This is a genomic window from Arthrobacter sp. P1_A5 (assembly GCF_056406825.1).
Genome location: NZ_JBFTZL010000039.1, coordinates 1 through 25,172, shown reverse-complemented (window position 1 = coordinate 25,172; position 25,172 = coordinate 1). Strand labels below are relative to the sequence as shown.

Genomic DNA, 25,172 nt, shown 5'->3' with positions numbered 1-25,172 from the left:
GACCCACCCGCAGTACCTCGTCATGTTGTGCCTGTGGGAAGCGAGCCCGCGGTCGGTCCGCGACATCAGCGACGCCCTGGCCCAGGAGCCGGCAACCATCTCGCCGCTGCTGCGCCGGCTCGAGACGGCAGGCTTCATCACCCGCCAGCGGATGGAAGGCAACGAGCGCACCCTGGATGTCCGGCTGACGCCGCGCGGGGCCGCCCTTCGGGAGCAGGCCACAGAAGTCCCGGGCATTATGATGGCCCGGCTGGGCCTGACGCGTGAACAGGTCGGCCAGCTGCACGCCACCATGATGGACCTGATCGCCGCCACACGGCCCGGCCCGGACGACGTGCCCCGGCGGTAGACTGGGCAAAACAGAGGAGGACTGCTGATGCGCACGCAATCGGGCCGCCCGGCACTTGTCCTGGCGGCCGTCCTGATGGCCGTGGCCGGATTGGCCGCCTGCACGCCGAATGGCGGGCCCACACCTTCCCCCTCCCCCAGCACGACGTCGGGCACCCCCTCCAGCCCGTCACCCACAGCGCCGTCGGGCTCGCCGTCGCCGGAGACGGAGACGACGTCACCGGCCCCGTCGCCCTCCGCGGTCCCGCTGCCGTCCGGACCGGGCAAGGGCAACGCCGAACTCGCCATCATGGTCAAGCCGAACGAAACCGGCACCGCGGCCAACTTCACGCTGGTCTGCCAAAACGGGGTTCCTGCGGCCGAAAGCCAGCACCCCAACGCCGCCGCCGCATGCATCGCCATCAAGAACAACCCGGCCATCCTCAGCCCCGCCCCGCCCGCCAAGAACCAGACCTGCACCCAGCAGTACGGCGGCCCGCAGGTGGCCACCGTCACCGGCGTCGTGGATGGCAGGGCGGTTCAGGCGAGCTTCAGCCTGACAAACGGCTGTGAAATCGCCGCCTGGAACGCCGCCAAAGATGTTCTGGGCTCATCCGGCGGGGCGAGCTAAGCCCTTGCACCTCCAGCAGGAAGAGTGGCTGCCGCGCCAGGCGGCCCACGTCCAACGTGTCCGCCGCTACGCGGACCCCTACCTTGAGCGGCGCTCCGCCGGCCGGAAGCACCCGGTGGAGGACTTCCTCTTCACCTACTACACCCAGAAGCCCGGACAGCTGCTGCGCTGGCACCCGGGCGCCGGCGTCGTGCTCTCCGGCCCCGAGGCTGAGGCGCGGACCGGGTGGAAGTATTACCGCGCGGCCGACGCCGCAGAACTCGCGGCCGCCGGGCTGCCGGCGGAGTCGCCGGCTGTGACGGTCGACGCCGACGCCTTCCTGAGGGAGCGCCGGGAGGCACTGCAGTTCGCAGGGATCATCCTGGCCGGGACTGCCGCGCGGCCGGCCCAGTTCGGCTGCTTCGGGCTGCACGAGTGGGCAATGGTCTACCGGCAGGACAAGTTCGATCTCCGGCACGAGTACCTGCAGCTGCGGCTCGGGTCCGGGCGCACCGACGAGGTGGTGGAGGAGAACCGGATCCGGTGCTCGCACTTCGACGCCTTCCGCTTCTACACCCCGGACGCCGTTCCGCTGAACAGTATGGTTCCCAGCCGGGAGAACCAGCGCGCCATGGAGCAGCCGGGTTGCCTGCACGCCAACATGGACCTTTACAAGTGGGCCTACAAGCTGTCCCCGTTGCTACCCAGCGAGCTCGTCATGGACTGTTTCGAACTATCGTGGCGGATCCGGGCCATGGACATGCGGGCGTCGCCGTACGACTTGCAAGAGTGGGGTTATCCCGCCATCAGGATCGAAACGCCCGAGGGCAAAGCGGCGTATGTTGAGCACCAGCGGGCTTTTTCAGCCGAATCACAAGTACTGCGGCAGCGGCTGTTGCAGGAGCTCGCTCCCCTGTTCCAGTCGATTGGTTCCGGCCCTGCCCCCGAACGCACGGAAGGACAGCAATGACCGCCACTCACGAGCGTCACAGCCACCACGACATCGATCTCACCGTCCGGCTGACGGAGGCCCCGGAAGCGCTGGAGTACACCTTCCGCCTGGCGGCCGACGGCGGCAGCGTCGCCCCCGCGTCCACGCTGCCGGATTCGGCGGCCGCCCTCGCGGCGGTTACGCAGCACGGCGAGGACATCTTCTTTCCCAAGCCGGGACCGCCGAAGATGTGCACGCAGCAGTACGGGGGTCCGCAGGTCGCCGTGGTGACCGGCTGGTTCCTGGGCCGGGAAGTCCACAGCACGTTCAGCCGCACCGATGGCTGCGAGATCGCCCGCTGGCGTGCCATGGCGCCGCTGCTGGGCGGGGTTGCAGGCTCCACCGGCGCAATCTGAGCCACGCGGAACCTCGCAGGCGTCACGAGACAGCAATGGCCGGCGGTGCGAACCGCCGGCCATTGCCTCTGCTATCGGGTTGAGCCGCGCCTAGATGGCGTTGTTGGGGCGCTCAAGCTCCGGGTGCTGGAACTTGGACTGCGCGGCCGCGCCTTCCGAGGTCGGCGCCACCGAGGCAGCTCCTGCAGCGTTCACGACGACGGTGACGAACGTCGGCTCGCTGGCACCGGCAAAGGTGATCCGTCCAATGTAGGAGCCGGGCTTCAGGCCGGTCCAGTTCAGCGTGATCTTGCCTGTTTCACCGTTCGGCAGCACCAGAGGGTTCGGCGTGATGGTCGCATTGTTCTCGTTGGCACCGAGAACCGCGGCATCAACGCTTGCCTTCGTGGCCTTGCCGCCCGGGCTGGAGTACAGGTTCGCGTAGATCGTGTACGAGCCTGCAACGGGATCAGCAATCGAGAGCGTCTCGCTGGACGACGACGTCGCCACCTGCTCGACGCCCTGTGGCGTGACCACCCACATGTCGAAGTCCGAGGCCGGGTCAGAGGAGATGACCGAGAACTTGGCCAGCGGAGCACCCGCCGGGACGTTCACAGTCTTGACGAACGTCGAGGCATCGGCACGGCCCGCGAACGGGCCGGGAACCAGTTCCACGGCAGAAGAATCCGCCTTGGACAGGCCGTCCAGCGTCATGTTGACGGGCGAGTTGGTGCCCGACACAACGCTGATGTCGCCCGAGCCCGTGCCGGATTCGGTGCTAAGGAAGACATCCTTCGCGGCGACGACAGACTGCGGCCGGACTGCGATCGGCGAGGTGACGGTCTTGCCTGCACCCTCCCAGCTCAGTGAGCCCATGGCGAACTTGCCCAGGGCAGCGCTCTTGTTCTCAAAGCTGACCTTGACGGTCTTCTTCTCGCCAGCGGCCTTGAAGTTCAGGGCCGCCGGAGCCACATTGACCTGAATTCCGGGCACATTGGCTTTGACTTTGTAGACGCCCGGAGTCAGAGCGGTCAGGGTCCGGGTCACGGTGATCTTGCCGGTGAGGTTGCCCAGCGAGAAGGACGGGACGTTCATGTCCCGCGGCAGGATGCTGGACGGCAGGCCTAGGTTGATTCCCGTACCCTGTATGAATTTCCAGTAGTCCTCTTCGTTGGCGTCGTAGGCAAGACCCGGATCGACCATGCGTGCCGGATCCACCTGGCCGGCACCGGTGGCGAGGACATCGGTGTTCTTGGAGCCGTCGGCGTTCACCACATTGCCTGCCGTGGTCATCATGGCGGACTTGACCATTGCAGGGGACCAGTTCGGGTTCTTGCCCAGGAGCAACGCGCCGAAACCGGCAACGTGCGGTGCCGCCATGGAGGTGCCGGACAGGAATCCGAACTTTGCACCGTCAGCGCCAATCGGCGACACACCGGCCAGGACTGCAACACCCGGCGCAGTGACGTCCGGCTTCAGCAGGTCCGAGTCGGTGGCCAGCAGCGGGCCCCGGGAGGAGAAGCCGGCAATCTGCGGCTGCGCCTCCAGCGGCAGTCCGGTCGTGTCCTTGTTAACAAGGGACACCTTGATGTCCGGGGCGGCGGTTACCTTGGCCTTGATGGCCGCGGTGGCCGGCGGGTTCACGTGGACGGTCGGGACGGCGTGCTGATCGGTGTCCAGCGAGGAATTGCTCAGGTTCACCAGGATCATGCCGACGCCGCCACCACGGGCAACCTCGGCGCTCTTGGCGACGCGGTCGACAACGCCGCGGTCGCAGACGACGACCTTGCCGGCGACCTTCGCCGGGTCCAGGGTGCCGGGCCCGCACAGTGCGGGGTTCGACGGCGGGGTCGCCGCGGCAGCGTTGGCAGCCAGCACCACGCCGGCGTCCTTGACTTCCTTGTTCATGATGCTGGCGCCGCGGAACTTGGTTCCGTCTGCGAATTCAACAGTGCCCTGAAGCTCCTGGGAGAAGCTGCTGGCCGCAACCGTGGTGACCCAGGGGCCGCCGTGGTTGACGGTGCTCGCCGTCGGACCGGAGTTTCCGGCCGATGCTGCGACGAAGATGCCTGCGGAGGCAGCGTTCAGGAAGGCAATCGAGACCGGGTCGATAACTGAAGTCGCAGAACCGGAGATCGAGTAGTTCAGTACGTCGACGCCGTCCTTGATGGCCTGTTCGACGGCGGCAACGGACGAGGAGCTGTAGCAGCCGCCCGTGTTGGGGTCGGTGTCTTCCCAGCAGACCTTGTAAACGGAGAGCTTGGCGGCCGGCGCGATGCCGCTGGTCAGGCCGAAGCTGCGCCCGTCGACGAAGGTCTCGACGTTGGCGTTGCCCGCCGAGGTGCTGGCCGTGTGGGTGCCGTGGCTGGCGACATCGACCGGGGACAGCAGTTCTTCCGGAGCACGCTCGGCCGGGGGCACGAACTGCAGGAAGTCCTCGGCGAAGTAGTGAGCGCTCAGGACCTTGGAGTTACAGGCAGAACCGTCGAAGTCCTGGCCCTTCTGGCACTCACCGATAAAAGTGTCGCCGTCGGACTTGAGCATTGCGATCTTGCCGTCCGCCGTCCTGTACGGCACACCGACGACAGGCTGGCCGACGAGGGGCTTGACCTCTTCCCCGGCGAAAAACGCACTGGACGGGGTGTATCCGGTGTCGATGACGCCGACGACGACGCCCTTGCCGGCGCCGTTCTGGCCGCCGAACTTCGTGTTCCAGGTTCCGTTGGCCCCGCTGAGCTTCAGGAAATCGGTGCTGGAGTAGTCCGGAGCGTTTTCCGTGTCAGGGGCAACCGTCAGCACGCCGGGGTCCTTGGCCAGTTTGATGGCCTGATCCGCGGTGAGGTGTGCGCTGAATCCGTTGAGGGCGGCGGTGAACTGCCGATTGATCTTGACGCCCTGCTTGCCGGCCACCTGGGCCTGCTTCTGCTGCAGGTGTGCCTGGTACTTCTTCACTTCAGCTTTGTTGGCATCCAGCTTCTTGCCGGGCGCAGGCTTGGTGGCCGGCATGCCGGCCGTCCCGCCGTCATACGTGGCTGCCGCTTTCTCGGTCAGGACAACGATGTAGCGGCCGTCCTTGTAGTTATTCGGATCAACATTCTTCTGTGCGACGCCGGCTACGGCCAGGCCTTGCCCCGGGGCCGCATTGGCGGGGGCGATCGCGATGCTGGACAGAAGAACCGGCAAGCCCAGGGTCAGTGCCGCGGCCCTCCGGAGTCCCCCGCTTCGAAGGAAGCTCTTTCCTGGTGATGTCACGAGTGTTCGAACCTTTCGTAAAGGAACGGCCCGGCTTCAAGGCCGGGCCCAACGGACTGGCGGGAACTCACCGGGCGGTCGCCCGGCCAGCCCCCACGGATACCAGCCGATTCATACAGTACAGACTGAGAGCGAGATATGACATAGGTCACTGAGGGGTATTTAAAATTTGTCACGCAATACGACACGACGCGATGGGGACGTCGCTGAACTGCGTCAATTGGTACTTCCGGCCCGCGCGGCCGCACCCCTGCGGTACCTCAGCGCGGGGGGACCCGGCCCGTCATGGTCCGCGGGCCCACCGCGGGCCCAACACTGGCTTACTGGCGGCCTACTTTCGCGGAGTCCGGACCACGTCGCTGATCCATGCGCGGGTCTTCTCATCCAGGGGCCCGGCCACCTTGGTCGCCTTCGCCGCGCGGTCGGCCTTGATCTTCTGCAGGACCATCCGGCCCAGCCCGGCGAACACTGCGACGGCCACAACAGACAACACCACGGATTTCGGTTTCTCAGCCATGCGCACATCCTACTGACCCGCGGCAGCCCCGGCCATAGGGCGCAGCCGCCCCCGCGACGCCATTTCTCCAGCTCAAGGACCCGCCGGGGAGGCCGCGTTCACACTCCCGGCTGTGAATACGGCCGGACGCGCGGTGGCCGGTAGAATGGGCATGCAAGCTCGCGGAGCGCCCTTTCACGCTGCATTCACCAGGCAGTCCAACACACAGCGGATCGGCGTGAGACGGCACCACTCCGCTGCGCCCTTACCCAACGCTCACGCACAGGAGTTGCCGGATGCCCCGGATCGTTGTCGACGTCATGCCCAAGCCCGAGATTCTGGACCCGCAGGGGAAGGCCATCGTCGGTGCTCTGCCCCGGCTGGGCTTCACCGCTTTCAGCTCTGTCCGCCAGGGCAAGCGCTTTGAACTCACGGTCGACGGCGAGGTGACCGAGGAGATCCTGGCCCAGGCCCGCGACGCCGCGGAGACCCTGCTGTCCAACCCGGTCATCGAGGACGTCGTCAACGTCGAGGTCGTTGAGGCCTGAGATGACTGAACTCCCCCTGATCGGCGAGGCCGTCGCCGTCGCCGCCAACCCCAGGCTCGCTGGTGCGAGGATCGGCGTCGTCACCTTCCCCGGCACCCTCGACGACCGCGACGCCGCCCGTGCGGTCCGTCTGGCCGGCGCCACCCCGGTGGAGCTCTGGCACGCCGGCACCACCTTGGGTGACGTTGACGCCGTCGTGATTCCCGGCGGGTTCTCGTACGGCGATTACCTCCGCGCCGGCGCGATCGCCCGTTTCGCGCCGCTGATGTCCAAGATCATCGACGCCGCCAATTCCGAGGCCAAGCTGCCCGTGCTGGGCATCTGCAACGGCTTCCAGATCCTGACCGAGTCGCACCTGCTGCCCGGCTCCATGATCAAGAACGACCACCTGAAGTTCATGTGCCGCGACCAGGTCCTGCGCGTGGAGAACAACACCACCGCCTGGACCGGGGACTACGCCGCCGGCCAGGAAATCACCGTGCCGCTGAAGAACCAGGACGGCCAGTACATCGCCGACGAGAAGACCCTGGACGCGCTCGAGGCCGAAGGCCGCGTTGTGTTCCGTTACGTCGGCTTCAACCCGAACGGCTCCCGCCGCGACATCGCCGGCATTTCCAACGCCGCGGGCAACGTGGTGGGCCTCATGCCGCACCCCGAGCACGCCGTGGAGGCCGGCTTCGGTCCCGAGCTCGGCTCCGGCACCGAGGGCCTCGGGTTCTTCACCTCTGTCCTGAACAAGATCGTGGGAGACAACAAATGACGGAGACACCCGCAGTAGCGGCACCCGCGGAGACCGCCCGGAAGTTCAACATCGACACCGTCGAGAACGCGGCCAAGACCCCGGACACCGAACTCCCCTGGGCCGAACTGGGCCTGAAGCAGAACGAGTTCGACGAGGTCGTCAAGGTCCTGGGCCGCCGCCCCACCGGCGCGGAACTCGCCATGTACTCGGTGATGTGGAGCGAACACTGCTCCTACAAGTCCTCGAAGAACCACCTGCGCCAGTTCGGCGACAAGGTGACCGAGGAAATGAAGAAGGACATGCTCGTGGGTATCGGCGAAAACGCCGGTGTCACCAACCTGGGCGACGGCTGGGCCGTGACGTTCAAGATCGAGTCCCACAACTCGCCGTCGTTCGTGGAGCCCTACCAGGGCGCCGCAACCGGCATCGGCGGCATTGTCCGCGACATCATCTCCATGGGCGCCCGCCCGGTAGCGGTGATGGATCCGCTGCGCTTCGGCGCCATTGACCACCCGGACACCGCCCGCGTCATGCACGGCGCCGTGGCAGGGATCGGCGGCTACGGCAACTCGCTGGGCCTGCCCAACATCGGCGGCGAAATGGTCTTCGACTCCGTCTACCAGGGCAACCCGCTGGTGAACGCGCTGGCGGTCGGCGTGATGCGCCACGAGGACATCCGCCTCGCCAACGCCTCCGGCAAGGGCAACAAGGTGGTGCTGTTCGGTGCSCGCACCGGCGGCGACGGCATCGGCGGCGCCTCCGTGCTGGCCTCGGAGTCCTTCGATGACACCAAGCCGTCCAAGCGCCCYGCSGTCCAGGTGGGCGACCCGTTCGCCGAGAAGGTCCTGATCGARTGCTGCCTGGAGCTGTTCAAGGGATCCCTGGTGGAGGGCATCCAGGACCTCGGCGCCGCCGGCATTTCCTGCGCCACCTCCGAGCTCGCCTCCAACGGCGACGGCGGCATGGAAGTCGAGCTGACCTCCGTCCTGCTCCGCGACCCCACCCTGACCCCGGGCGAAATCCTGATGTCCGAGTCGCAGGAACGCATGATGGCCGTGGTTACCCCCGAGAACATCGCCGCGTTTGAAGCGGTCATGGACAAGTGGGCGGTGGAGTACTCCTGGCTGGGCGAGGTGACCGACACCGGCCGCCTCATCATCACGTGGGAAGGCGAGGTCATTGTCGACGTCGACCCGCGCACCGTGGCCCACGACGGCCCGGTCTACGACCGACCCTATGCCCGCCCCGAATGGCAGGACGCCGTCCAGGCCGACTCCTTCACCGGGTCCGTGCAGGACGCTGGCCGTCCCTCCGCCCCGGCGGACCTGGCCGCCGCCATCACCGAACTCGTCGCCTCCCCGAACATGTGCGACAAGTCCTGGATCACCAAGCAGTACGACCGCTACGTCGGCGGCAACACCGCCATGGCGTTCCCGGACGACGCCGGCGTGGTCCGGGTGGACGAGGAAACCGGCCTGGGCGTGGCCCTGGCCACCGACGCCAACGGCCGCTACACCTACCTGGACCCGTACCACGGCGCTCAGCTGGCCCTGGCCGAGGCCTACCGCAACGTCGCCACCTCAGGCGCCGTGCCGATGGCCGTCAGCGACTGCCTGAACTTCGGCTCCCCCGAGGACCCCGACGTCATGTGGCAGCTGGCCGAAGCCATCCGCGGCCTGTCCGACGCCTGCATGGTCCTCGGCATCCCGGTCACCGGCGGCAACGTCTCGCTGTACAACCAGACCGGGACCACCCCCATCCACCCCTCCCCCGTGGTGGCTGTGCTGGGCAAGTTCGACGACGTCGCCCGCCGCACGCCGTCGGGCTGGAAGGAAGACGGCCAGGCCATCTACCTGCTGGGCACGACGGCGGCAGAGCTGGACGGTTCGGAATGGTCGAACATGCGCGGACACCTGGGCGGCCTGCCGCCGAAGGTTGACCTCGACGCCGAGCGCGAACTGGGCCAGATCCTGATCAACGCCTCCCGCGACGGCATGGTGGATTCCGCCCACGACCTCTCCGAAGGCGGCCTCGCCGCGGCCCTCGTGGAGTCGTCCCTGCGCTACGGCGTGGGCGCCCGGATCGCCCTGCAGGACGTCCTGGACCGCGACGGCGTGGACCTGTTCACGGCGCTGTTCTCCGAAACCCAGGGCCGCGCCGTCGTCGCTGTGCCCCGCTCGGAGGAAATCCGCTTCACGGACATGTGCACCGCCCGCGGCTTCGCGCACGTCCGGATCGGTGTGGTGGACGCCGAGGGCGGCACGCTGGAGATCAACGGCGTCGAGACCATGAGCCTCGACGCGCTCCGCGAAGCCCACGAGGCGACCCTGCCGAAGTACTTCGGCTAGTCCCCACCGCCACCCTAGCCTCGCAAGCTCGGCCAGGGAACCCTGGCGGCGTGGGCCCACCCACCGCCACCCTAGTTCCATCGATTGCTCTGCAGCTGCCCTTTTGAACCCTCAAAACGGCAGTTGCGGAGCAATCGTTCGTTAACGGCCGGGCCGCCAGCCCGCCTGCAGGAGTGCGGCACGGACCTTGGCCACCGCGGCCTTGGCATCATCGTGCATATGCCGCTTGGAGATCCGGACCTCGGTCCAACCGAGGTCCGTGTACTTCTCCGAACGGGCGATGTCCCGGACGATCTGGCCCTCCTCACCGTGGAGTTCGCCCTCGTACTCGGCGCCGATTCTGTATTTCCGATAGGACAGGTCGGGTTCGTGGTGCCGGGTTCCTGCATCGTCGATGATCGGCACGTTCAGCTCTGGTTCCGGAAGGCCGGCCCGGACTATGGCCAGCCTCAGCAACGACTCCTGCGGCGAATCGGAGCCCACGCGAATGAGGGCGATGGCTTCCTTCGCCTTGCGGATTCCGCGTTTTCCCTTGTGGCGGTCGATCATCCGCTGCAAGTCCTGAAGGCTGCAGAGCGGCGCCTCCCTGCCCTCGAGCTCAGGTCTGGGCATCCGAACGCAGCTGTCGCCGGCCACAACGAGTTGGTCTACGGTCAACATTTCGGCTAGATCCAGCCAGGTCCGCTCCGGGGTGGTGATGGGGATCCCGTCCAGCAGCGTGATTTCGTCGTCGTAGAGCTTCATGCGGTGGACGATGACGTGTGGCCGGTTGAGATGGGCCGCGCCCTCGGGCCTGATCACGTGGTACATCGGTGGTGCCTCCTTCTGCTGCCGCACCGGAAGCGAACCAAGCTCCGCCGCGGTGAGGTGCGACGCGGCGCATCGCTCATTGACCTCAATGAAAGGCCGCACTCGCACGCACAAGGGAAGCCCCGGCGTCGGGCTTTGCACACGGATTCCCCGGCCCAGCGCGGCCAGGGACTGGTGGCGGAGCCTTTTTAGTGACACACCAGCCGCTGCCGCTTCGACGACGGTAAAGGGTCGTCGCTGGAAATCGTCCGGCAGCGGACGCGCGGTCTTCATGGCTTCATCAGACCAGTTCGGCGTCGACGCTGCAGAAGTTATCCACAACGCCCATCGACTGCTCCATAAGTGCCGTTATGGAGCCTCAAAAGGGCGACTACGGAGCAATCGACGGGGGTTGGCGGAGCAATCCGCGGGGTCAGTCGTCGCTGCGGAGCTCCCGTTGCCGTGCGCTGAGGAGTTCGAGTTCGGGCCGGGCCGCCACGAAGCGTTCGACGCCGGTCAGCACCTCCACGACGTGTGCCCGGTCTGCTGCCACCAGGCCGGCGCCCAACTGCGTGCGCCGGTGCTGCTCATGATCGCCGACCTCGGCCACGGAGACATCAAAGCGGCGCTTCAGCTCCGCCAGGAGCGGGCGCACCACAGAGCGCTTCTCCTTCAGGCTGTGAACGTCGCCCAGAAGGATGTCGAACTCAATCCAGCCGATCCACATGTCATAAGCCTATCCATTGCTCGCCACCGGCCCCCTCGCCTCGCAAGCTCGGCCAGGGAACCCTGCCGTCGGTTGCTCCGTAACGGCCTTTTTGAGGCCTCAAAAGGGCCGTTACGGAGCAATCGACGGGGTGAGACGGGGTGAGACGGGGTTAGATGGTGAGCTCGCCCATCCGGTCCCAGCCGTCGCCGTCGAGCTGCCGGCTGATGATCCTGGGCGTCTCGGCCAGGGCCTGAGGCATGTCCGCCATGGCCTGCTTGAAGTGGGCGCTGTTCACGTGGGCCCCGGCGGCGTCATCCTTGAAGGCCTCAACCAGGACGAATTCGTTGGGGTCCTCCACACTGCGGGACCAGTCGAACCACAGGTTGCCGGGCTCCTGGCGGGTGGCCTGGGTGAAATCGTTCACGAGTCCCAGCCAGCGCTCCGACCAATCCGGCTTGACCTTGAATTTGACGACGATGAAGATCATTTGTTGAAGCCTTTCATTGGTTTTCCGGAGGTTCCATTCTTCCAGAATGACAACGCCGGGCCACATGGCATTTGCCGCGTCAACAGGCCTTGATGGCCTCGCGGGCCAGTTCCTGCTGCCGCGGCGTGCCGATCCGGTCGGCCCACTGTTCGGCGAGCTGGAACTCCACCATCGCCTCGGTGCACCGGCCGGCGTCATGCAGCGTCCAGCCGACGTTGTTGTGCAGCGAAACCACCCACCGTTTGGTCCGCTCATCGTGGACCGTGGAGGCGTACTCCAGCGCGCTTCTGGTCCAGGTCTCGGCGTGGGCGGAGTCGGCGATGGCGAGCATGTGCAGCGCGTCAACGGCCAGGAATTCCTCGACCAGGTAGTCAGCAAGTTCGGCCGCCTGTTCAAACAGCGGCACGGCCATCTCGGGGTGGCCGCTGGAATTGAGCACCCGGCCGCGTTCCAGCAGCACCCTGACGGCCACGGTGGGCTCGTCGGCATCGACCGCATCCAGCAGGGCGTCGGCTTCCTCGTAGCGGCCCTGTAGCCCGATGGCCCGTCCCAGCTGCGTGGTGAGCTCGGCACGTTCGTCGGCGTCGTAGCGTTCATCTGCGGCCGCCGCCCGGAACCGGGCTTCGGACCCGGCGGGGTCGTCGAAGTTCCACAATTGGTCAAGGGTTTTCTGTTCCAGCATCCTTCGGCTCCTGATCAGCTTTCACCTGCGGCCAGTTCGTGTGCACTCCCAATGTAGCGGGAAGTGACATGCCGTTGTGCCCGTCCCGTGAGGGCGCGGCCGGTCGCGTAGAACCAGTTGGACGGCCGGCTGAAGGCCGTGATTTTCAGGAACACCCGCCCGGCGGCGTCGATCTCCACTTCGAAGGCCTCCTCGCCCCGCACGGGATGACCGGGCAGTGTGCCGTACCCGAACCCGGCTCGTTGCGGCCCGTCGCCGGGCACGGGCCGGCGTACCCACACCACCTCGCAGGGCGCGTTGATCCGGAAGGGTCCGACGCCGTATCCGCTCACCACGCGCGCGCCGGGCGCGACGGCGTCGGAGTCGGTGTGGACGCGCAGCCCGGAGCGTTTCTGCAGCTGCCAGGTCAGAATCCCCTGCGCCACCCTCCGGTACAAAGCCGGGCCGTCGCCGAGGTATGCCCGGGACACCAGGCAGGGAAAGCCCGCCGGCGCCTGGCCGTGCTCAGTGGAGCCAATGCGCGGATAGTTCAGCCCGTCCCGCGCGCCGGCACCGGGATCACCGCTCATGTGTCCTCGCCCCTGGCGAGTCCCGCCCAGCCCAGCTGTTCCCGCTGCTTCCGGCTGAACGAGGCGACCACCAGGTCGTACGAATCCTCCACCATGTCCCGGATCATGTCGTCCGGCAACGATCCGTCCAGCCGGACCCCGTTCCAGTGCGTTTTGTTCATATGCCAGGCGCCGGTGATTTCCGGATGGATGGCCCGCAGCTGTTCGGCCAGGGCCGGCTCGCATTTGAGGCTGACGGACCAGTCGGCCGGGTCCATGGCCGACGCCGCGAACATCTTGGCGTCCTGCCTCGTGCCGCCGGCTATCCGTGCCCGCACCTTGAAGACCGATGTCTCCGGCCCGAAGGGAAAGTCCTCAAACGCACCGGGGAAGCTCAGGCAGATCTCGCGGAGGGTGGCAACGTCCATGGCACGAGCCTATCCGGCTGCGGCCTGCCCGGCCGCGCGGGCTATCCGGCTGCGGCCTGCCTCACCCTGCCTGCGCGGCGGTGCGGGCGTCGCCGATGCTGTGCAGCCCTTCGGGAGCGGTGCCGTTGACTTCGTAGTCGCCCACGGTGCGGGCCTTGAACACGGCGGGGTTGTGGGTGGAAACGGTCCGGGCGTTGCGCCAGTGCCGGTCCAGCGATTTCGACTTCGACGTGGCGGATGCCCCGGTGGCGTCGAAGAGCTGCTGGGCCGCGGACTGGACGAGTTCGGGCACCAGCAGCTGCGCCTTTTCCACCGCGATCTCGCCGCGGACGTAGCGTTGTTCCGGGGTGAGGTCCAGGTTCTGGTCCGCGCCGGCGTCGAGCTCCCGGGCGGCGGCCAGCACCACGGATTCCGCCGCGAAGACCTTGGCCGAGAGCTGGCCGACGAGCTGCAGGATCAGCGGGTCGTGGCGGAACAGTTTGCCGGAGCCGGTGTTGAAGGTGCGCTTGCGGTCGCGGACCAGCGCCCTCGCGTCGGCCAGCGCCGCCCGGCCGATGCCCGCCAGGACGGCGAGCAGGACCAGCTGGAAGAAGGCCGGCTCGTGCGTGGTGGATTCCGAACGCCGGATGATGTTGGTGTCCGGCACCACGGCGTCCCGGAAAATCGTGGTGCCGGTGCCGGTCAGTTGCTGGCCGAACCCGTCCCAGTCGTCGATTATTTCCACTCCGGGCTGGGTGGTGCTGACCACGGCGTACTGGCGGCCCTCCACGCCTTCGGTGGTGGCCATGACGGCAATCCACTCGGCGAAGATGGTGCCGGTGGTGTAGTACTTCCTGCCGTTCAGGAGCCAGTCCCCGGCTTGGCGCGTCAGCTTGGTTCCGGTGGTGCCGAGGACATTGCCGGATTTCTCCGTGGCGGCGTTTCCAAAGATCTCGCCGGCCACCACTTTCGGGTACCAGCGGTTGCGGAAGTCCTCGGATTCCAGGCCGACGGTTTCCACGAACGCGAAGTGCGAGCGGTAGAGGTGGGCCACGGAGGAATCCGCCTCGGCGAGTTCGATGAGCAGCCGGAAGAAGGGCTCGAAGCCGATGCCGTCGCCGCCGTGTTCCGTGGGCACCCGCAGCCGGCCGAAGCCTTCCTCGTTCAGCCAGCGGACCTGTTCGAAGGGCAGGACCCGGTCCTGTTCGCGGGCCAGCGCGCCCTCCGCGATCCGGGCAAACACGGGCCGGAAACGCCGCGCCAACCTCTCGTAGGCGGCTTCGGCCGACGGTGCTGGTGGTGCTGAGTGTGCTGCGGGGGCTGTGGTCTCTGCTGCGTAGGACATGCGTTCCCTTGGTTGCTGGTGGCCGGGCTAGAGCTTGGCGGCGTCGGGGGCGGGGTCCTGGTCCCAGGGGGTGGGCAGGATGCCCTTCTGGTAGCTGGCAAACCAGGCTTTGACCTCCGGGGACTGGAAGGCGGCCTTGAGGGCCGCGGCCTTCTCCGACCCGGCAAAATCCTTCCGCCCGGCAACCACGATCCGGAACGGGACCTGGTCCGCATCCGTTTCGAAGGCCAGTGCGTCGTCCTTGCTGTGCCCGGCATCGGCGGCCATCCGGGCGACCAGGAAGCCGGCGTCGACATCGGGAAGGGTCTTGGCGAGGGACTGCTGGTCCACTTCCACGAACTGCAGCTTCTTCGGGTTGGCCGTGATGTTCTTTTGCGAGGTGTGGATCACGGTGGCGTCGGAGAGCTCCAGCAGCCCGGCGTCGCGCAGCATGAACAGGGCACGGCCGTTGTTTGCCGGGTCCACGGGAATGCCGATCTTGGCGCCGTCCGGGAGCTCGTTCAGGGACTTGTACTTGTCAGACCAGATGCCGCCCGGGGCGCTGTAGACGTAGAACAGTCCCACGTTCTCCAGGCCCTTGTCCTGGTTGAACTGTTTCAGGTAGGCGTTGTGCTGGAAGAAGTTGGCGTCGAATTCGCCGTTGGCCACGGCCAGGTTGGGCTGGATGATGTCCGTGACGTACGTGGGTTCCAGGGTCCAGCCCTGGGCCGCGAGCAGCTTCTGGGCCAGCTTGGTCGGTTCCTGGTACGGGGCGGACTCGGTGACGATAATCTTGATCGTCTTGCCGCCGCTGGCGCCGGCACCGCCGGGGTTGGTGAGGCCGCAGCCGGTCAGTGCCGCGGCGGAGACCGCACCGGCGCCGGCGAGGGCATATTTGAGGAAATTTCTACGCTGCATGGTCTTGGTCCTTTGTGGTGGTTCGCGCTGAGCTATGACTGGGCGGTAACGCTGGCGGGCTGGTTTTCGGCCGCCGCGGAGAATTCGGTGAAGGCTCCCCGGAAGGCCGCGGCGGGGTGGCGTCCGTTGAGCCGCGGCCCGGCGCCGAAGAGCTTCTCGCGCAGGGTTCCCGGCGCGTAGCCGGTCTGGGCGAGGCCGCGGCTGCGCAGTTCCGGCAGCACCCCGTCGATGAAGTCGGTGTAGGAGCCGGGGATGGTCTGGTTGATGATGTTGATGCCGTCGATTCCGGCGTCCTGCCACTGCTCGAGACGGTCGGCAATCTGGTCCGGCGTTCCCACCACCCGGTTGGCCCGGCTGCGGTAGAGCGCAATGTCGCGGAGGGTGGGGTTGCCGCCGCGGACGGAGGCGCGGATGGCCGTGAGATGTCCCTGGCTGCCTTCCGTTTCAAGGTCCCCGAGCGGGGTGTCCAGCGGCAGGCCGCCGAGGTCGACGCCGAACCCGCCGCCCACGTGGGCCAGCAGGGCCTCAATGTCCAGGCTGTCCTCGAGCTCATCGGCCTTGCGGTGCGCCTCGGCTTCGGTGCCGCCCACCACGAAGTGCATGCCCTGGAGGAACTTCACGTCATCCGGATGGCGGCCGGCGGCAACGGCCTGTTCCCGGACGGCCGCGGTGTACTTCGCGGCCACCTCGGTGCTCGGCGCGAGGGTGAAGGTGGCCTCGGCGTTGGCGGCGCAGAACTGCTGGCCGCGGCCGGAGCTCCCGGCCTGGAAAAGCACCGGGGTGCGTTGCGGCGAAGGGGCCGCGAGGTGGGGTCCGTCGATCGAGTACCGGGGTCCGCGGTGGTAGATCTTGCTGACTTTCTCCGGGTCCGCGTGGACTCCGGTCGCCTTGTCCCGGAGCAGCGCGTCGTCCTCCCAGGATCCTTCCCACAATTTGTAGGCGGCCTCGACGTATTCGTCCGCCCAGTCGTAGCGTTCGTCATGCCTGGTCAGCTCGGTGGCGTTGAAGTTCCGGTGCGCGTTTTCCAGCACGCTGGTGACGATGTTCCAGGCCACCCGGCCGTCGCTGATGTGATCCAGGGTGGACATCTGCCGGGCGAACTGGAACGGGTGGCTCTGAATCACCGACGACGTCGCGGCCAGTCCGATCTCCCGCGTTCCGGTGGCGAGCGCGGAGAGCAGGATGAGGGGGTCGTTGGACGGCACCTGCAGGCCCTTTTTCAGCAGCGATGCCCACCCGCCGTCGTAGTCGCCGTAGAGACCGACGACGTCGGCGAAGAAGATCGCGTCAAACTTGGCGTCTTCGAGCTGGCGGGCCAGGTCGATCCAGAGCTGGAGTTCGTTGAACCGGTGCTGCTGGGCTTCCGGGCGCCGCCACTGGCCGCCCATGATGTGGCTGGACGTGTTCATCACGAAGGCGCTGATCAGCAGGCGGGGGCGGGGTCCGTCGAAACGGGTACTGGGTGTTGAAGTCATGGGGTGCTTTCCGCTGTGGGAGGTGGGACGAGGGTGCTGCCGGCGCTCAGAGGCGCTTGTCCAGGCGCCGGGCAACATAGGATCCGCCCAGCTGAACGATGGTGACCAGCAGGATCATCAGGACTATGGCGGTGATCATGAGCGGTGTCTCGTAGCGGTAATAGCCGTACCGGATGGCGAAGTCGCCGATTCCGCCGCCGCCCACCAGGCCGGCCATCGCCGAGTAGGAGATGAAGCTGACGGTCATGATGGTGATGGAGCTGACGAGTCCGGGCTTCGCCTCCACAATCAGGACGTCCCGGACGATCTGGGACCGGCTGGCGCCCATGGACCGTGCCGCTTCGACCACTCCGCCGCCGAGCTGGCTCAGGTTCTGTTCCACGAAGCGGGCGAAATACGGAATGGCGTTGAGGGTCAGCGGGACAATGACGGCGGCCGTGCCGATGGTCGTGCCGACAATGAACCTGGTCACGGGAATGATTGCGATCAGCAGGATCAGGAACGGGAACGAGCGGAGCAGGTTGACCAGCCCGTCCAGGACCCGGTGCAGCTTTGGCCTGTGCTTGAGCCCGTTGGGACCGATGGTGTAGAGCAGGACACCCAGCGGTGTCCCGAGCAGCACCGCCAGCGGGATGGCCACCAGCAGCATGGTGAGGGTCTGCCCCATGGCGACGCCGATTTCGGGCAGGACTTCCAGGATGCGGTCAAACATTGATCAGGCCCTCCGACGCGGCTGTGGTGTGGGTGCCCCTCCCGGAGCGGTCCAGCTGGATCTCATCGGAGACCAGGTAGCGGCCGATCGACGTCGCCGGGTGGAAGCCGGGGCGTTGGAGTTCGGCGAGGTCGAACTGCTCCACGACCCGGCCTTCTTCCATGACCGCGACGTTGTCCGCGATGGCCTTGATGACATTCATCTCGTGGGTGACCACCACGATTGTGATGCCGAATTCGGCGTTGACGTCGGCCAGGTACTGCAGGACCGATGACGTCGTCCGGGGATCCACGGCCGACGTCGGCTCGTCGCAGAGCAGCACTTTGGGCCCGGTGGCGAGGGCGCGGGCGATCGCCACCCGCTGTTTCTGGCCCCCGGAGAGTTTGGCCGGATACGTTCCCGCTTTGTCGGCGAGGTCCACGATTTCCAGGGTTTCGGCGGCCCGCCGCCGGCGTTCCGCCTTCCCCACGCCGGCGAACTTCAGGGACAGCTCCACATTTTCCTGGGCTGTGAGGTTGTTGAGGAGATTGAAGTGCTGGAAAATCATGCCGATGTCGTGCCGCTTGGTCCGCAGCTCGGCGTCGGACAGGGTCACCAGGTCCAAGCCGTCCACCAGGACGCGGCCCGACGTCGGGCGCTCGAGGAGGTTGATGTTGCGCAGCAGCGTGGATTTGCCGGCGCCGGAGAACCCGATGATGCCCTGGATGGTGCCCCGCCTGATGTGCAGGCTGACGTCATCGACGGCCGTGAAAGGTCCCGCGGCCGAGGCGAATGACGTGCTGACGTTCTGGATCTCGATCACAGGCCCCCACCTGCTCGGGGCCGCGGCGCTGCCGCTGTCTGCGTGTTCATGATTTCCTCCGGGCTCGCCCGAGGAAAGCCCTGGGTCCTGGCTTCCGGGCAGCGCTGAGCGAAGCCGGGGAGCCTCAGAACACAGTGGTTCTCCATCGGTCCTGGCGGTAGCACCGTCCTCAAAGGAGGGGGTTGCTGCGGCGTCACGGAGCCAGATCTCTCAGCCGCTCGGGATGGTTACGAGTCCATCTCACACGGCATGAGGCCGGATACGGAAAAAGCCGGTCACATTTTGTAACCGACTCTTCCCGATCTGTTGATCGTCATTCCCGGGCCGTCAGATGCCCACGCGCCAGCCTTCGCGGGCGGGGCACGCGTTCACGACGACGTCCAGCCCGGCGGCCTTCGCGCGGTCCGTCGCGGCGTCATCGAAGACGCCCAGCTGCAGCCAGACGGCCTTGGCACCTACCGCGATGGCCTCGTCTATGACTGCGCCCACCCTGTGGGAGTTGACGAAGCAGTCCACGACGTCGATCGGGTGCTTCTCCGCCGGGATGTCAGTCAGGGAACGGTACCCCTTCTCGCCGTGGACGTCGTCGCCGGGCAGGTTGACCGGGATGATTTCCATGCCCATCCGGTCCCGGACATAGAGGGAGACCTCATACGCCGAGCGCCATTCGTTGGTGGTGAGGCCGACCACCGCCCACGTGCCTTTGGTTCGCATGAGGCGGTCAATGACTGCCGGATCGTTAACATGGGCCATGCATCAACCATACTCCTGCGACCTTTCCGGACAATTCTCGAATAAATGAATGATTTGGGCCGGACGCATGCCGGGTGAACGAATATTACGGCGCTCCCGCACGCCGATTTTGCGGAATCGTGCATCTGAAGTTCTAGTAGGTAGTGACCATCCCGAGCGGCCGAGAGACCTGGATCGATGACGCCGCAGCAACCCCCCGGTGACGTGAGACGACCATTCCCACGCAACCGCTCCGCCCTCCTTCGGTGATATTCGAGGGCGCCGGAGCAACCAAGGGGTGCTACTGCCAGGACCGATGGAGTGCAGCAATGACCCCTGAGAATTCTTCCGCTCTGCCCACCTTTGCCCGGACTGCGTCCGAGGCATTCCCACAAACCACTTCGGACGCGACGGCGAACGAAGCAGGGCTGCGTGACGCGCCCGGCTCCTCTCGCGGCTCTTCGGGATGGTCCCTGAACGAGCCCACGGACGGCGCAGTGCACGGCGTCCCCGCCGACGGGCCGGCGCGTCACCGCAGCACCACCTCCGGAGACCACCCTCCCCGGCACGGCGCCGCCGCGACCGCGGGTACTGTCCAGGCAGAGACGGTTGCGTTCTGGGAAACCCAGGCTCTCCGCCTCGACTGGGCGGACCTGCCTGGCGGCGCAACGGAGCAAACCAAGCCCTGGCACACCGCGCACCGCCGGGTCCCTGCCGACGTCGTGGCCGGCACCGGACCGCAGATCACCTGGTTCGAAGGGGGCAGGCTCAATGTCGCCTACAACTGCGTCGACCGCCACGTAGCGGCGGGGCGTGGAGACAAGGTGGCCCTGCACTTTGAGGGCGAGCCCGGCGACCGCCGCGCCGTCACCTACGCCGAACTCCAGCGCGAGGTTTCCAAAGCCGCCAATGCCCTCCTGGATCTCGGTATCACCAAGGGCGACCGGGTGGTCATCTACCTCCCCGTCATCCCCGAAACCGTGATCATCACCCTCGCAGTGGCCCGGATCGGCGCGATCCATTCCCTGGTCTTCGGCGGGTTCTCCGCCGAGGCCCTGAAGTTCCGGGTGGAGGACACCGGCGCCAAGCTCCTGGTCACCACCGACGGCCAGTTCCGCCGCGGCACCGCCGTGCCGGTCAAGGACAACGCGGACGCCGCCGTCGCCGGCGACAACGCCATCGAACACGTCCTGGTGGTCAACCGGACCACTCCCGCGGACGAGCTGGACACCGTCCCGATGACCGCCGGCCGCGACGTGTGGTGGCACGACGCCGTCGGGCGGGCCTCCGAGACTCACGAAGCCGAGGCGTTCGACGCCGAGACGCCGCTGTTCATCATGTACACCTCCGGCACCACCGGCAAGCCCAAGGGCCTGGTCCACACCTCCGGCGGGTACCTCACACAGGCGTCATGGAGCTTCGAGCACCTGTTCAGCAACCCCGACCCTGCGCTGCGGGAGAAGGACGTGCACTGGTGCACGGCCGACCTCGCCTGGGTCACCGCGCACACCTACGAGCTCTACGGCCCGCTCTCCAACGGCGCCACGCAGGTCATCTTCGAGGGCACGCCCAACACCCCGCACCCGGGCCGGCACTTTGAGATCATCGAACGGTACGGGGTCACGCAGTATTACACCGCGCCCACCCTGGTCCGCTCCCTCATGGGCTGGTTCCCGGACGGCGTCCCGGACACGTACGACCTCTCCTCCATCCGTCTCCTCGGCACGGTGGGCGAGGCCATCAACCCCGAGGCCTGGCGCTGGTTCCGGACCAATATCGGCGCCGGCACCGCCCCCGTGGTGGACACGTGGTGGCAGTCCGAAACCGGCGCCACCATCCTCTCCCCGGCACCGACGGACGCCGCGTTCAAGCCCGGCTGCGCGGCCCGCCCGCTGCCCGGCGTCAGCACGCGCATCGTGGACGACGCCGGCAATACGGTGCCGCCCGGCGTCCAGGGTTTCATCGTGGTGGACTCCCCCGGCCCGGCGATCGCCCGGACGGTCTGGGGCAACCCGCGCCGCTACTTCGATTCGTACTGGCGCCAATACGCCGAGCAGGGCTGGTTCCTCGCCGGTGACGGCGCCAAGTATGACGACGACGGCGACATCTGGATCCTCGGGCGGGTGGACGACACCCTCAACGTCTCCGGACACCTGCTCTCCACCATCGAGGTCGAATCGGCGCTCGTCACCCACCCGGACGTGGTGGAGGCCGGCGTCTGCCCGGTCGCGGACCCGAAGACCGGCCACGCGATCGTCGCGTTCGTGGTGCTGAAGGATTCGGCGGCCACCCCCGACATCCAGGGTGCGCTGAAGGCGCACGTCGCGAAGCAGATCGGGCCGATCGCCAAGCCGCGGGACGTCGTCGTCGTTCCCGACGTGCCGAAAACCCGCAGCGGCAAGATCATGCGCCGGCTGCTGACCCAGCTGTTCGAAGGCACAACGCTCGGCGACACCACCTCGCTGCAGAACGAACCATCCATCGCGGGCATCCAGGATGTGCTGCGCGACCGCGCCGCGGAATTCCTGGCAACAGCAAGCCCCACCCGGAAGTAAAGGAACACCCATGACTGAGATCAGCAACGTCGCCCGTCTTTCCGAACCGCTCAAGTTCGCCTACTGGGTCCCCAACGTCTCCGGCGGCCTGGTGGTGTCCACCATCGAACAGCGCACCGGCTGGGACTTCGAATACAACAAGAAGCTGGCCAGGATCGCGGAGAACTCCGGCTTCGAATACGCCCTGACCCAGACCCGGTACGCCGCCTCCTACGGCGCGGACAAGCAGCACGAGGCCACCTCGTTCAGCCTGGCGCTGCTGGCCGCCACCGAGCGCCTCAAGGTGATCTCCGCCGTCCATCCGGGCATGTGGCACCCCGGCGTGCTGGCGAAGTACATCATCACCGCGGACCACATCTCCAACGGCCGCGCCGCCGTAAACATCGTCTCCGGCTGGCTCAAGGACGAATTCACCAACTTCGGCCTCGAATGGCTCGAACACGACGAGCGCTACGTCCGCACCGAGGAATTCATCAAGGTCCTCCGCGGGCTCTGGACCGAGCAGGACTACAGCCAGTCCGGCAAGTACTACAACATCACCGACTTCACCCTGAACCCGGCACCGGTGGACGTGCCGGGCCGGGCGCACCCGGAGATCTTCTTCGGCGGCAACTCCACGGCCGCGCAGGCCACCGCCGGACGGGTGGCTGACTGGTACTTCTCCAACGGCAAGGACCTCGACGGGTTCAAGGAGAACATCGCCGGTGTGGTGGCGGCGTCAGGTGCCGCCGGTCGCGGCCCGGAAGGTGCCCTCCCCTCCCCCAAGTTTGGCCTGAACGGCTTCGTGATCGCCCGGGATTCCGAGAAAGAAGCCCGCGACACCCTCCGCGAGATCGTCGAGAAGGCGCACAAGCCCGCCGTGGAGGGGTTCCGCGCCGCCGTCCAGGAAGCCGGGGCGTCCACCAAGGACGGCAAGGGCATGTGGGCCGACTCGAGCTTCGAGGACCTGGTCCAGTACAACGACGGCTTCAAGACGCAGCTGATCGGCACCCCGGAGCAGATCGCCGAGCGGATCGTGGCGTACAAGAAGATCGGCGTGAACCTGTTCCTGACCGGCTACCTGCACTTCCAGGAGGAAGTCGCCGCGTTCGGCCAGGACATCCTGCCCATCGTCCGCGAACTCGAGGCCGACCTCGCCCGGAAGAACGGCACCGAACTGGACCTGTCCCGGACCCCGGCGGCAAACGCCGGCACTACCAGCAAGCTGGTGAACGCGTAATGGCTGACCGCAAGTTCGGATTCCGCACCCGTGCGCTGCACGCCGGCGGCACCCCCGACGCCGCGCACGGCGCCCGCGCCGTGCCGATCTACCAGACCACCTCCTTCGTGTTCAAGGACACCCAGGACGCCGCGAACCTCTTCGCGCTGCAGAAATACGGCAACATCTATTCCCGGATCGGCAACCCCACCGTGGCCGCGTTCGAGGAGCGCATCGCCTCCCTGGAGGGCGGAATCGGCGCCGTGGCGACGTCGTCGGGCATGGCGGCGGAGTTCATCACCTTTGCCGCGCTGACCCAGGCCGGGGACCACATCGTGGCCGCCTCCCAGCTCTACGGCGGCACGGTGACCCAGCTGGACGTCACGCTGCGCCGCTTCGGCGTGGACACCACATTCGTCGCCGGCACCGATCCGGCGGACTACGCTGCCGCAGTCCGGGAAAACACGAAGGCGATCTTCGTGGAAGTGGTGGCCAACCCGTCCTCGGAAGTCCAGGACCTTGCGGCACTCGCGAAGGTGGCGCACGACGCCGGCGTCCCGCTCGTCGTCGACGCCACCTTGAGCACGCCCTACCTCGTGCGGCCGATCGAGCACGGGGCGGACATCGTGATCCACTCCGCCACCAAGTTCCTCGGCGGCCACGGCACCACCCTCGGCGGCGTGATCGTCGAAAGCGGCCGCTTCGACTGGGGCAACGGCAACTTCCCGACCATGACCGAGCCCGTGGCCTCCTACGGCAACGTCTCCTGGTGGGGGAACTTCGGCGAGTACGGGTTCCTCACCAAGCTGCGCTGCGAACAGCTGCGCGACATCGGACCCGCACTGTCCCCGCAGTCGGCGTTCCAGCTGCTGCAGGGCGTGGAAACGCTCCCCCAGCGCCTCGACGAGCACCTGAAGAACGCCCAGGCTGTGGCCGAATGGCTGGAAGCGGACGAGCGCGTGGCCTACGTGAACTTCTCCGGCCTGCCCTCGCACCCGCACTTCGAGCGGGCGCAGAAATACCTGCCGCTGGGTCCGGGCTCGGTGTTCTCCTTCGGCGTCAAGGGCGGCCGGGCCGCGGGGCAGAAGTTCATCGAGTCCCTGCAGCTGGCCTCGCACCTGGCCAATGTGGGCGACTCCCGGACCCTGGTCATCCACCCCGGGTCCACCACCCACCAGCAACTGAGCCCCGAACAGCTCGAGTCGGCAGGTGTTCCCGAGGACCTTGTCCGCATCTCCGTGGGCCTCGAGGACATCGATGACATCCTCTGGGACCTGGACCAGGCGCTGGACGCCGCCTCGGAAGCAGCAGCCCCGGATGCATCCCCAGAGGCTGAAGCCTGCACGATCGGAGCGAACTGATGAGTGTTGAAGAACGGACCTGGACCGGCCCCTCGGCGCCGGAGCGCCTGAACCTGCTGCGGCAGGCGAAGTCGATCGCGATTGTGGGCGCTTCCGACAAGCCTTCGCGCGCGAGCTATTTCGTGGCCACCTATCTGCAGTCCTCCACCCGGTACAAGGTCTATTTCGTGAACCCGGTGGTGAAGGAAATCCTCGGTCAGCCGACGTATGCGTCGCTCGCGGACCTGCCGGAAAGCCCGGACATTGTGGACGTGTTCCGCAAGCACGGCGACTTGCCCGGCGTCCTGGACGAGGCCATTGCCGCCGGCGCCAAGACCCTCTGGCTGCAACTGGGCTCCTGGCACGAGGACGTTGCCAAGGAGGCCGAGGCCGCCGGACTCGACGTCGTGATGGACCGCTGCGTGAAGATTGAGCATGCCCGGTTCCACGGCGGCCTGCACCTGGCCGGATTCAACACCGGCGTCATCTCTTCGAAGCGGCAGGTCCTGGCCTAACTCCAGCCGCCGCCAACCCACCTGCCACTCAACCCGTTGCGCTATCACTTTGGGTCATTCTGAGCGTTCAGAACCGCCCTAAGTGATAGCGCAACCGGGTTAACAAAGGAATTTAAGGGCGGCTTATGGCTGGCCGGGGGCCTTGGTCGGAACGACGCCCGGCAGGGTTGGCGTGATGTGGCCCGGAACGCGCGGCAGATCCTTGCCTGCGTTTCCGCCGCCGCCCGGAAGGTCGGGTGATCCGGGCAGCCCCGGCCCCCCGGGCCGCTGCCCGGGGGTCGGCAGGATGCCGTCGCGGCCGACGGCGGGCGGCGTGGCGGGGGGCGCGTG

At 66.9% G+C, this 25,172-nt stretch carries 25 protein-coding genes, 1 pseudogene and 1 riboswitch; of the genes and pseudogenes, 11 read left to right on the top strand and 15 right to left on the bottom strand.

Going from position 1 to position 25,172, the window contains the following annotated elements:
- The 4 genes from AC1D1S_RS08460 to AC1D1S_RS08445 all read left to right on the top strand — a co-directional run.
- A partial coding sequence (locus tag AC1D1S_RS08460) for a MarR family transcriptional regulator (RefSeq protein ID WP_476994220.1) occupies window positions 1–349 on the top strand: 349 nt, incomplete at its 5' end.
- Window positions 350–376: 27 nt separating this feature from the next.
- A complete protein-coding gene (locus AC1D1S_RS08455; protein WP_243181456.1) occupies window positions 377–958 on the top strand; it encodes an SSI family serine proteinase inhibitor in 582 nt (193 codons plus the stop codon).
- Entirely contained in the window at window positions 927–1,907 is a 981-nt protein-coding gene (locus tag AC1D1S_RS08450; protein WP_476994219.1) for a 3-methyladenine DNA glycosylase, read from the top strand. Before AC1D1S_RS08455 ends, AC1D1S_RS08450 begins: the two co-directional genes overlap by 32 nt.
- Window positions 1,904–2,284 carry a serine protease inhibitor gene (locus tag AC1D1S_RS08445; protein ID WP_476994218.1) on the top strand — a complete coding sequence of 127 codons (381 nt, stop codon included), beginning with the start codon at window positions 1,904–1,906 and terminating at the stop codon, window positions 2,282–2,284. Before AC1D1S_RS08450 ends, AC1D1S_RS08445 begins: the two co-directional genes overlap by 4 nt.
- A 90-nt stretch (window positions 2,285–2,374) precedes the next feature.
- Here AC1D1S_RS08445 and AC1D1S_RS08440 read toward each other — a convergent pair whose 3' ends face one another.
- Both AC1D1S_RS08440 and AC1D1S_RS08435 read right to left on the bottom strand, forming a co-directional pair.
- Window positions 2,375–5,515: a S8 family serine peptidase gene (locus tag AC1D1S_RS08440; RefSeq protein WP_476994217.1), complete on the bottom strand. Its 3,141-nt coding sequence runs from the start codon at window positions 5,513–5,515 to the stop codon at window positions 2,375–2,377.
- Between the two features lie 331 nt (window positions 5,516–5,846).
- Window positions 5,847–6,032 (bottom strand): hypothetical protein, encoded by a 186-nt coding sequence (locus AC1D1S_RS08435; protein WP_028278002.1) that lies wholly within the window; start codon window positions 6,030–6,032, stop codon window positions 5,847–5,849.
- 275 nt (window positions 6,033–6,307) lie between these two features.
- On the opposite strand from AC1D1S_RS08435, the gene purS reads away from it, so the two are divergent.
- Genes purS through purL form a run of 3 tightly spaced genes read left to right on the top strand, consistent with a single transcriptional unit; the run spans window position 6,308 to window position 9,649 of the window.
- On the top strand, window positions 6,308–6,559 hold the full coding sequence (purS, locus tag AC1D1S_RS08430) for a phosphoribosylformylglycinamidine synthase subunit PurS (RefSeq protein WP_018776110.1): 252 nt from the start codon (window positions 6,308–6,310) through the stop codon (window positions 6,557–6,559).
- 1 nt (window position 6,560) lies between these two features.
- Complete coding sequence (gene purQ / locus AC1D1S_RS08425) at window positions 6,561–7,319, top strand: phosphoribosylformylglycinamidine synthase subunit PurQ (RefSeq protein ID WP_243181453.1); 759 nt, start codon at window positions 6,561–6,563, stop codon at window positions 7,317–7,319.
- Window positions 7,316–9,649, top strand: coding sequence for a phosphoribosylformylglycinamidine synthase subunit PurL (gene purL, locus AC1D1S_RS08420; RefSeq protein WP_243181452.1), 2,334 nt, complete (start codon window positions 7,316–7,318; stop codon window positions 9,647–9,649). Before purQ ends, purL begins: the two co-directional genes overlap by 4 nt.
- A gap of 141 nt (window positions 9,650–9,790) precedes the next feature.
- Here the strand turns inward: purL and AC1D1S_RS08415 are convergent, their stop codons facing one another.
- The 12 genes from AC1D1S_RS08415 to AC1D1S_RS08360 form a co-directional block, all read right to left on the bottom strand.
- Entirely contained in the window at window positions 9,791–10,732 is a 942-nt protein-coding gene (locus AC1D1S_RS08415; protein WP_476994216.1) for a hypothetical protein, read from the bottom strand.
- A 139-nt stretch (window positions 10,733–10,871) separates the two neighbouring features.
- Window positions 10,872–11,165, bottom strand: a complete 294-nt coding sequence (locus AC1D1S_RS08410; RefSeq protein WP_028277999.1) for a DUF503 domain-containing protein — start codon at window positions 11,163–11,165, stop codon at window positions 10,872–10,874.
- A 151-nt stretch (window positions 11,166–11,316) separates the two neighbouring features.
- A complete protein-coding gene (locus AC1D1S_RS08405; protein WP_079555298.1) occupies window positions 11,317–11,634 on the bottom strand; it encodes a putative quinol monooxygenase in 318 nt (105 codons plus the stop codon).
- A gap of 79 nt (window positions 11,635–11,713) precedes the next feature.
- The gene (locus AC1D1S_RS08400) at window positions 11,714–12,316 is read right to left on the bottom strand and encodes a hypothetical protein (protein WP_476994215.1); all 603 of its coding nucleotides are present in this window, start codon (window positions 12,314–12,316) and stop codon (window positions 11,714–11,716) included.
- Between the two features lie 14 nt (window positions 12,317–12,330).
- A complete protein-coding gene (locus AC1D1S_RS08395; protein WP_476994214.1) occupies window positions 12,331–12,885 on the bottom strand; it encodes a DUF1990 family protein in 555 nt (184 codons plus the stop codon).
- Window positions 12,882–13,292, bottom strand: coding sequence for an MmcQ/YjbR family DNA-binding protein (locus tag AC1D1S_RS08390; RefSeq protein WP_028277995.1), 411 nt, complete (start codon window positions 13,290–13,292; stop codon window positions 12,882–12,884). The genes AC1D1S_RS08395 and AC1D1S_RS08390 overlap by 4 nt, the downstream gene beginning before the upstream one ends.
- Before the next feature lie 61 nt (window positions 13,293–13,353).
- Complete coding sequence (locus tag AC1D1S_RS08385; RefSeq protein ID WP_476994213.1) at window positions 13,354–14,616, bottom strand: acyl-CoA dehydrogenase family protein; 1,263 nt, start codon at window positions 14,614–14,616, stop codon at window positions 13,354–13,356.
- A 27-nt stretch (window positions 14,617–14,643) separates the two neighbouring features.
- Window positions 14,644–15,513, bottom strand: coding sequence for a MetQ/NlpA family ABC transporter substrate-binding protein (locus AC1D1S_RS08380; protein ID WP_476994212.1), 870 nt, complete (start codon window positions 15,511–15,513; stop codon window positions 14,644–14,646).
- 32 nt (window positions 15,514–15,545) lie between these two features.
- Window positions 15,546–16,988, bottom strand: a complete 1,443-nt coding sequence (locus AC1D1S_RS08375) for an LLM class flavin-dependent oxidoreductase (protein WP_476946020.1) — start codon at window positions 16,986–16,988, stop codon at window positions 15,546–15,548.
- 46 nt (window positions 16,989–17,034) lie between these two features.
- A complete protein-coding gene (locus AC1D1S_RS08370) occupies window positions 17,035–17,700 on the bottom strand; it encodes a methionine ABC transporter permease (RefSeq protein ID WP_018776122.1) in 666 nt (221 codons plus the stop codon).
- Complete coding sequence (locus tag AC1D1S_RS08365; protein WP_476994211.1) at window positions 17,693–18,502, bottom strand: methionine ABC transporter ATP-binding protein; 810 nt, start codon at window positions 18,500–18,502, stop codon at window positions 17,693–17,695. Before AC1D1S_RS08365 ends, AC1D1S_RS08370 begins: the two co-directional genes overlap by 8 nt.
- Before the next feature lie 139 nt (window positions 18,503–18,641).
- Window positions 18,642–18,732, bottom strand: a riboswitch (SAM riboswitch).
- A 97-nt stretch (window positions 18,733–18,829) separates the two neighbouring features.
- A complete protein-coding gene (locus AC1D1S_RS08360) occupies window positions 18,830–19,255 on the bottom strand; it encodes a CoA-binding protein (protein WP_028277991.1) in 426 nt (141 codons plus the stop codon).
- Window positions 19,256–19,563: 308 nt separating this feature from the next.
- Between AC1D1S_RS08360 and acs the strand changes: the two genes are divergently transcribed.
- Genes acs through AC1D1S_RS08340 form a run of 4 tightly spaced genes read left to right on the top strand, consistent with a single transcriptional unit; the run spans window position 19,564 to window position 24,842 of the window.
- Window positions 19,564–21,789, top strand: a complete 2,226-nt coding sequence (gene acs, locus AC1D1S_RS08355; protein ID WP_476994210.1) for an acetate--CoA ligase — start codon at window positions 19,564–19,566, stop codon at window positions 21,787–21,789.
- Between the two features lie 10 nt (window positions 21,790–21,799).
- Window positions 21,800–23,008 (top strand): dimethylsulfone monooxygenase SfnG, encoded by a 1,209-nt coding sequence (sfnG, locus tag AC1D1S_RS08350; RefSeq protein WP_476994209.1) that lies wholly within the window; start codon window positions 21,800–21,802, stop codon window positions 23,006–23,008.
- A complete protein-coding gene (locus tag AC1D1S_RS08345) occupies window positions 23,008–24,348 on the top strand; it encodes an O-acetylhomoserine aminocarboxypropyltransferase/cysteine synthase family protein (protein ID WP_476994208.1) in 1,341 nt (446 codons plus the stop codon). Before sfnG ends, AC1D1S_RS08345 begins: the two co-directional genes overlap by 1 nt.
- Window positions 24,348–24,842: a CoA-binding protein gene (locus AC1D1S_RS08340; RefSeq protein ID WP_243181441.1), complete on the top strand. Its 495-nt coding sequence runs from the start codon at window positions 24,348–24,350 to the stop codon at window positions 24,840–24,842. Before AC1D1S_RS08345 ends, AC1D1S_RS08340 begins: the two co-directional genes overlap by 1 nt.
- A gap of 123 nt (window positions 24,843–24,965) precedes the next feature.
- Here AC1D1S_RS08340 and AC1D1S_RS08335 read toward each other — a convergent pair.
- Window positions 24,966–25,172: pseudogene (locus AC1D1S_RS08335) on the bottom strand (hypothetical protein); the annotation flags it as partial.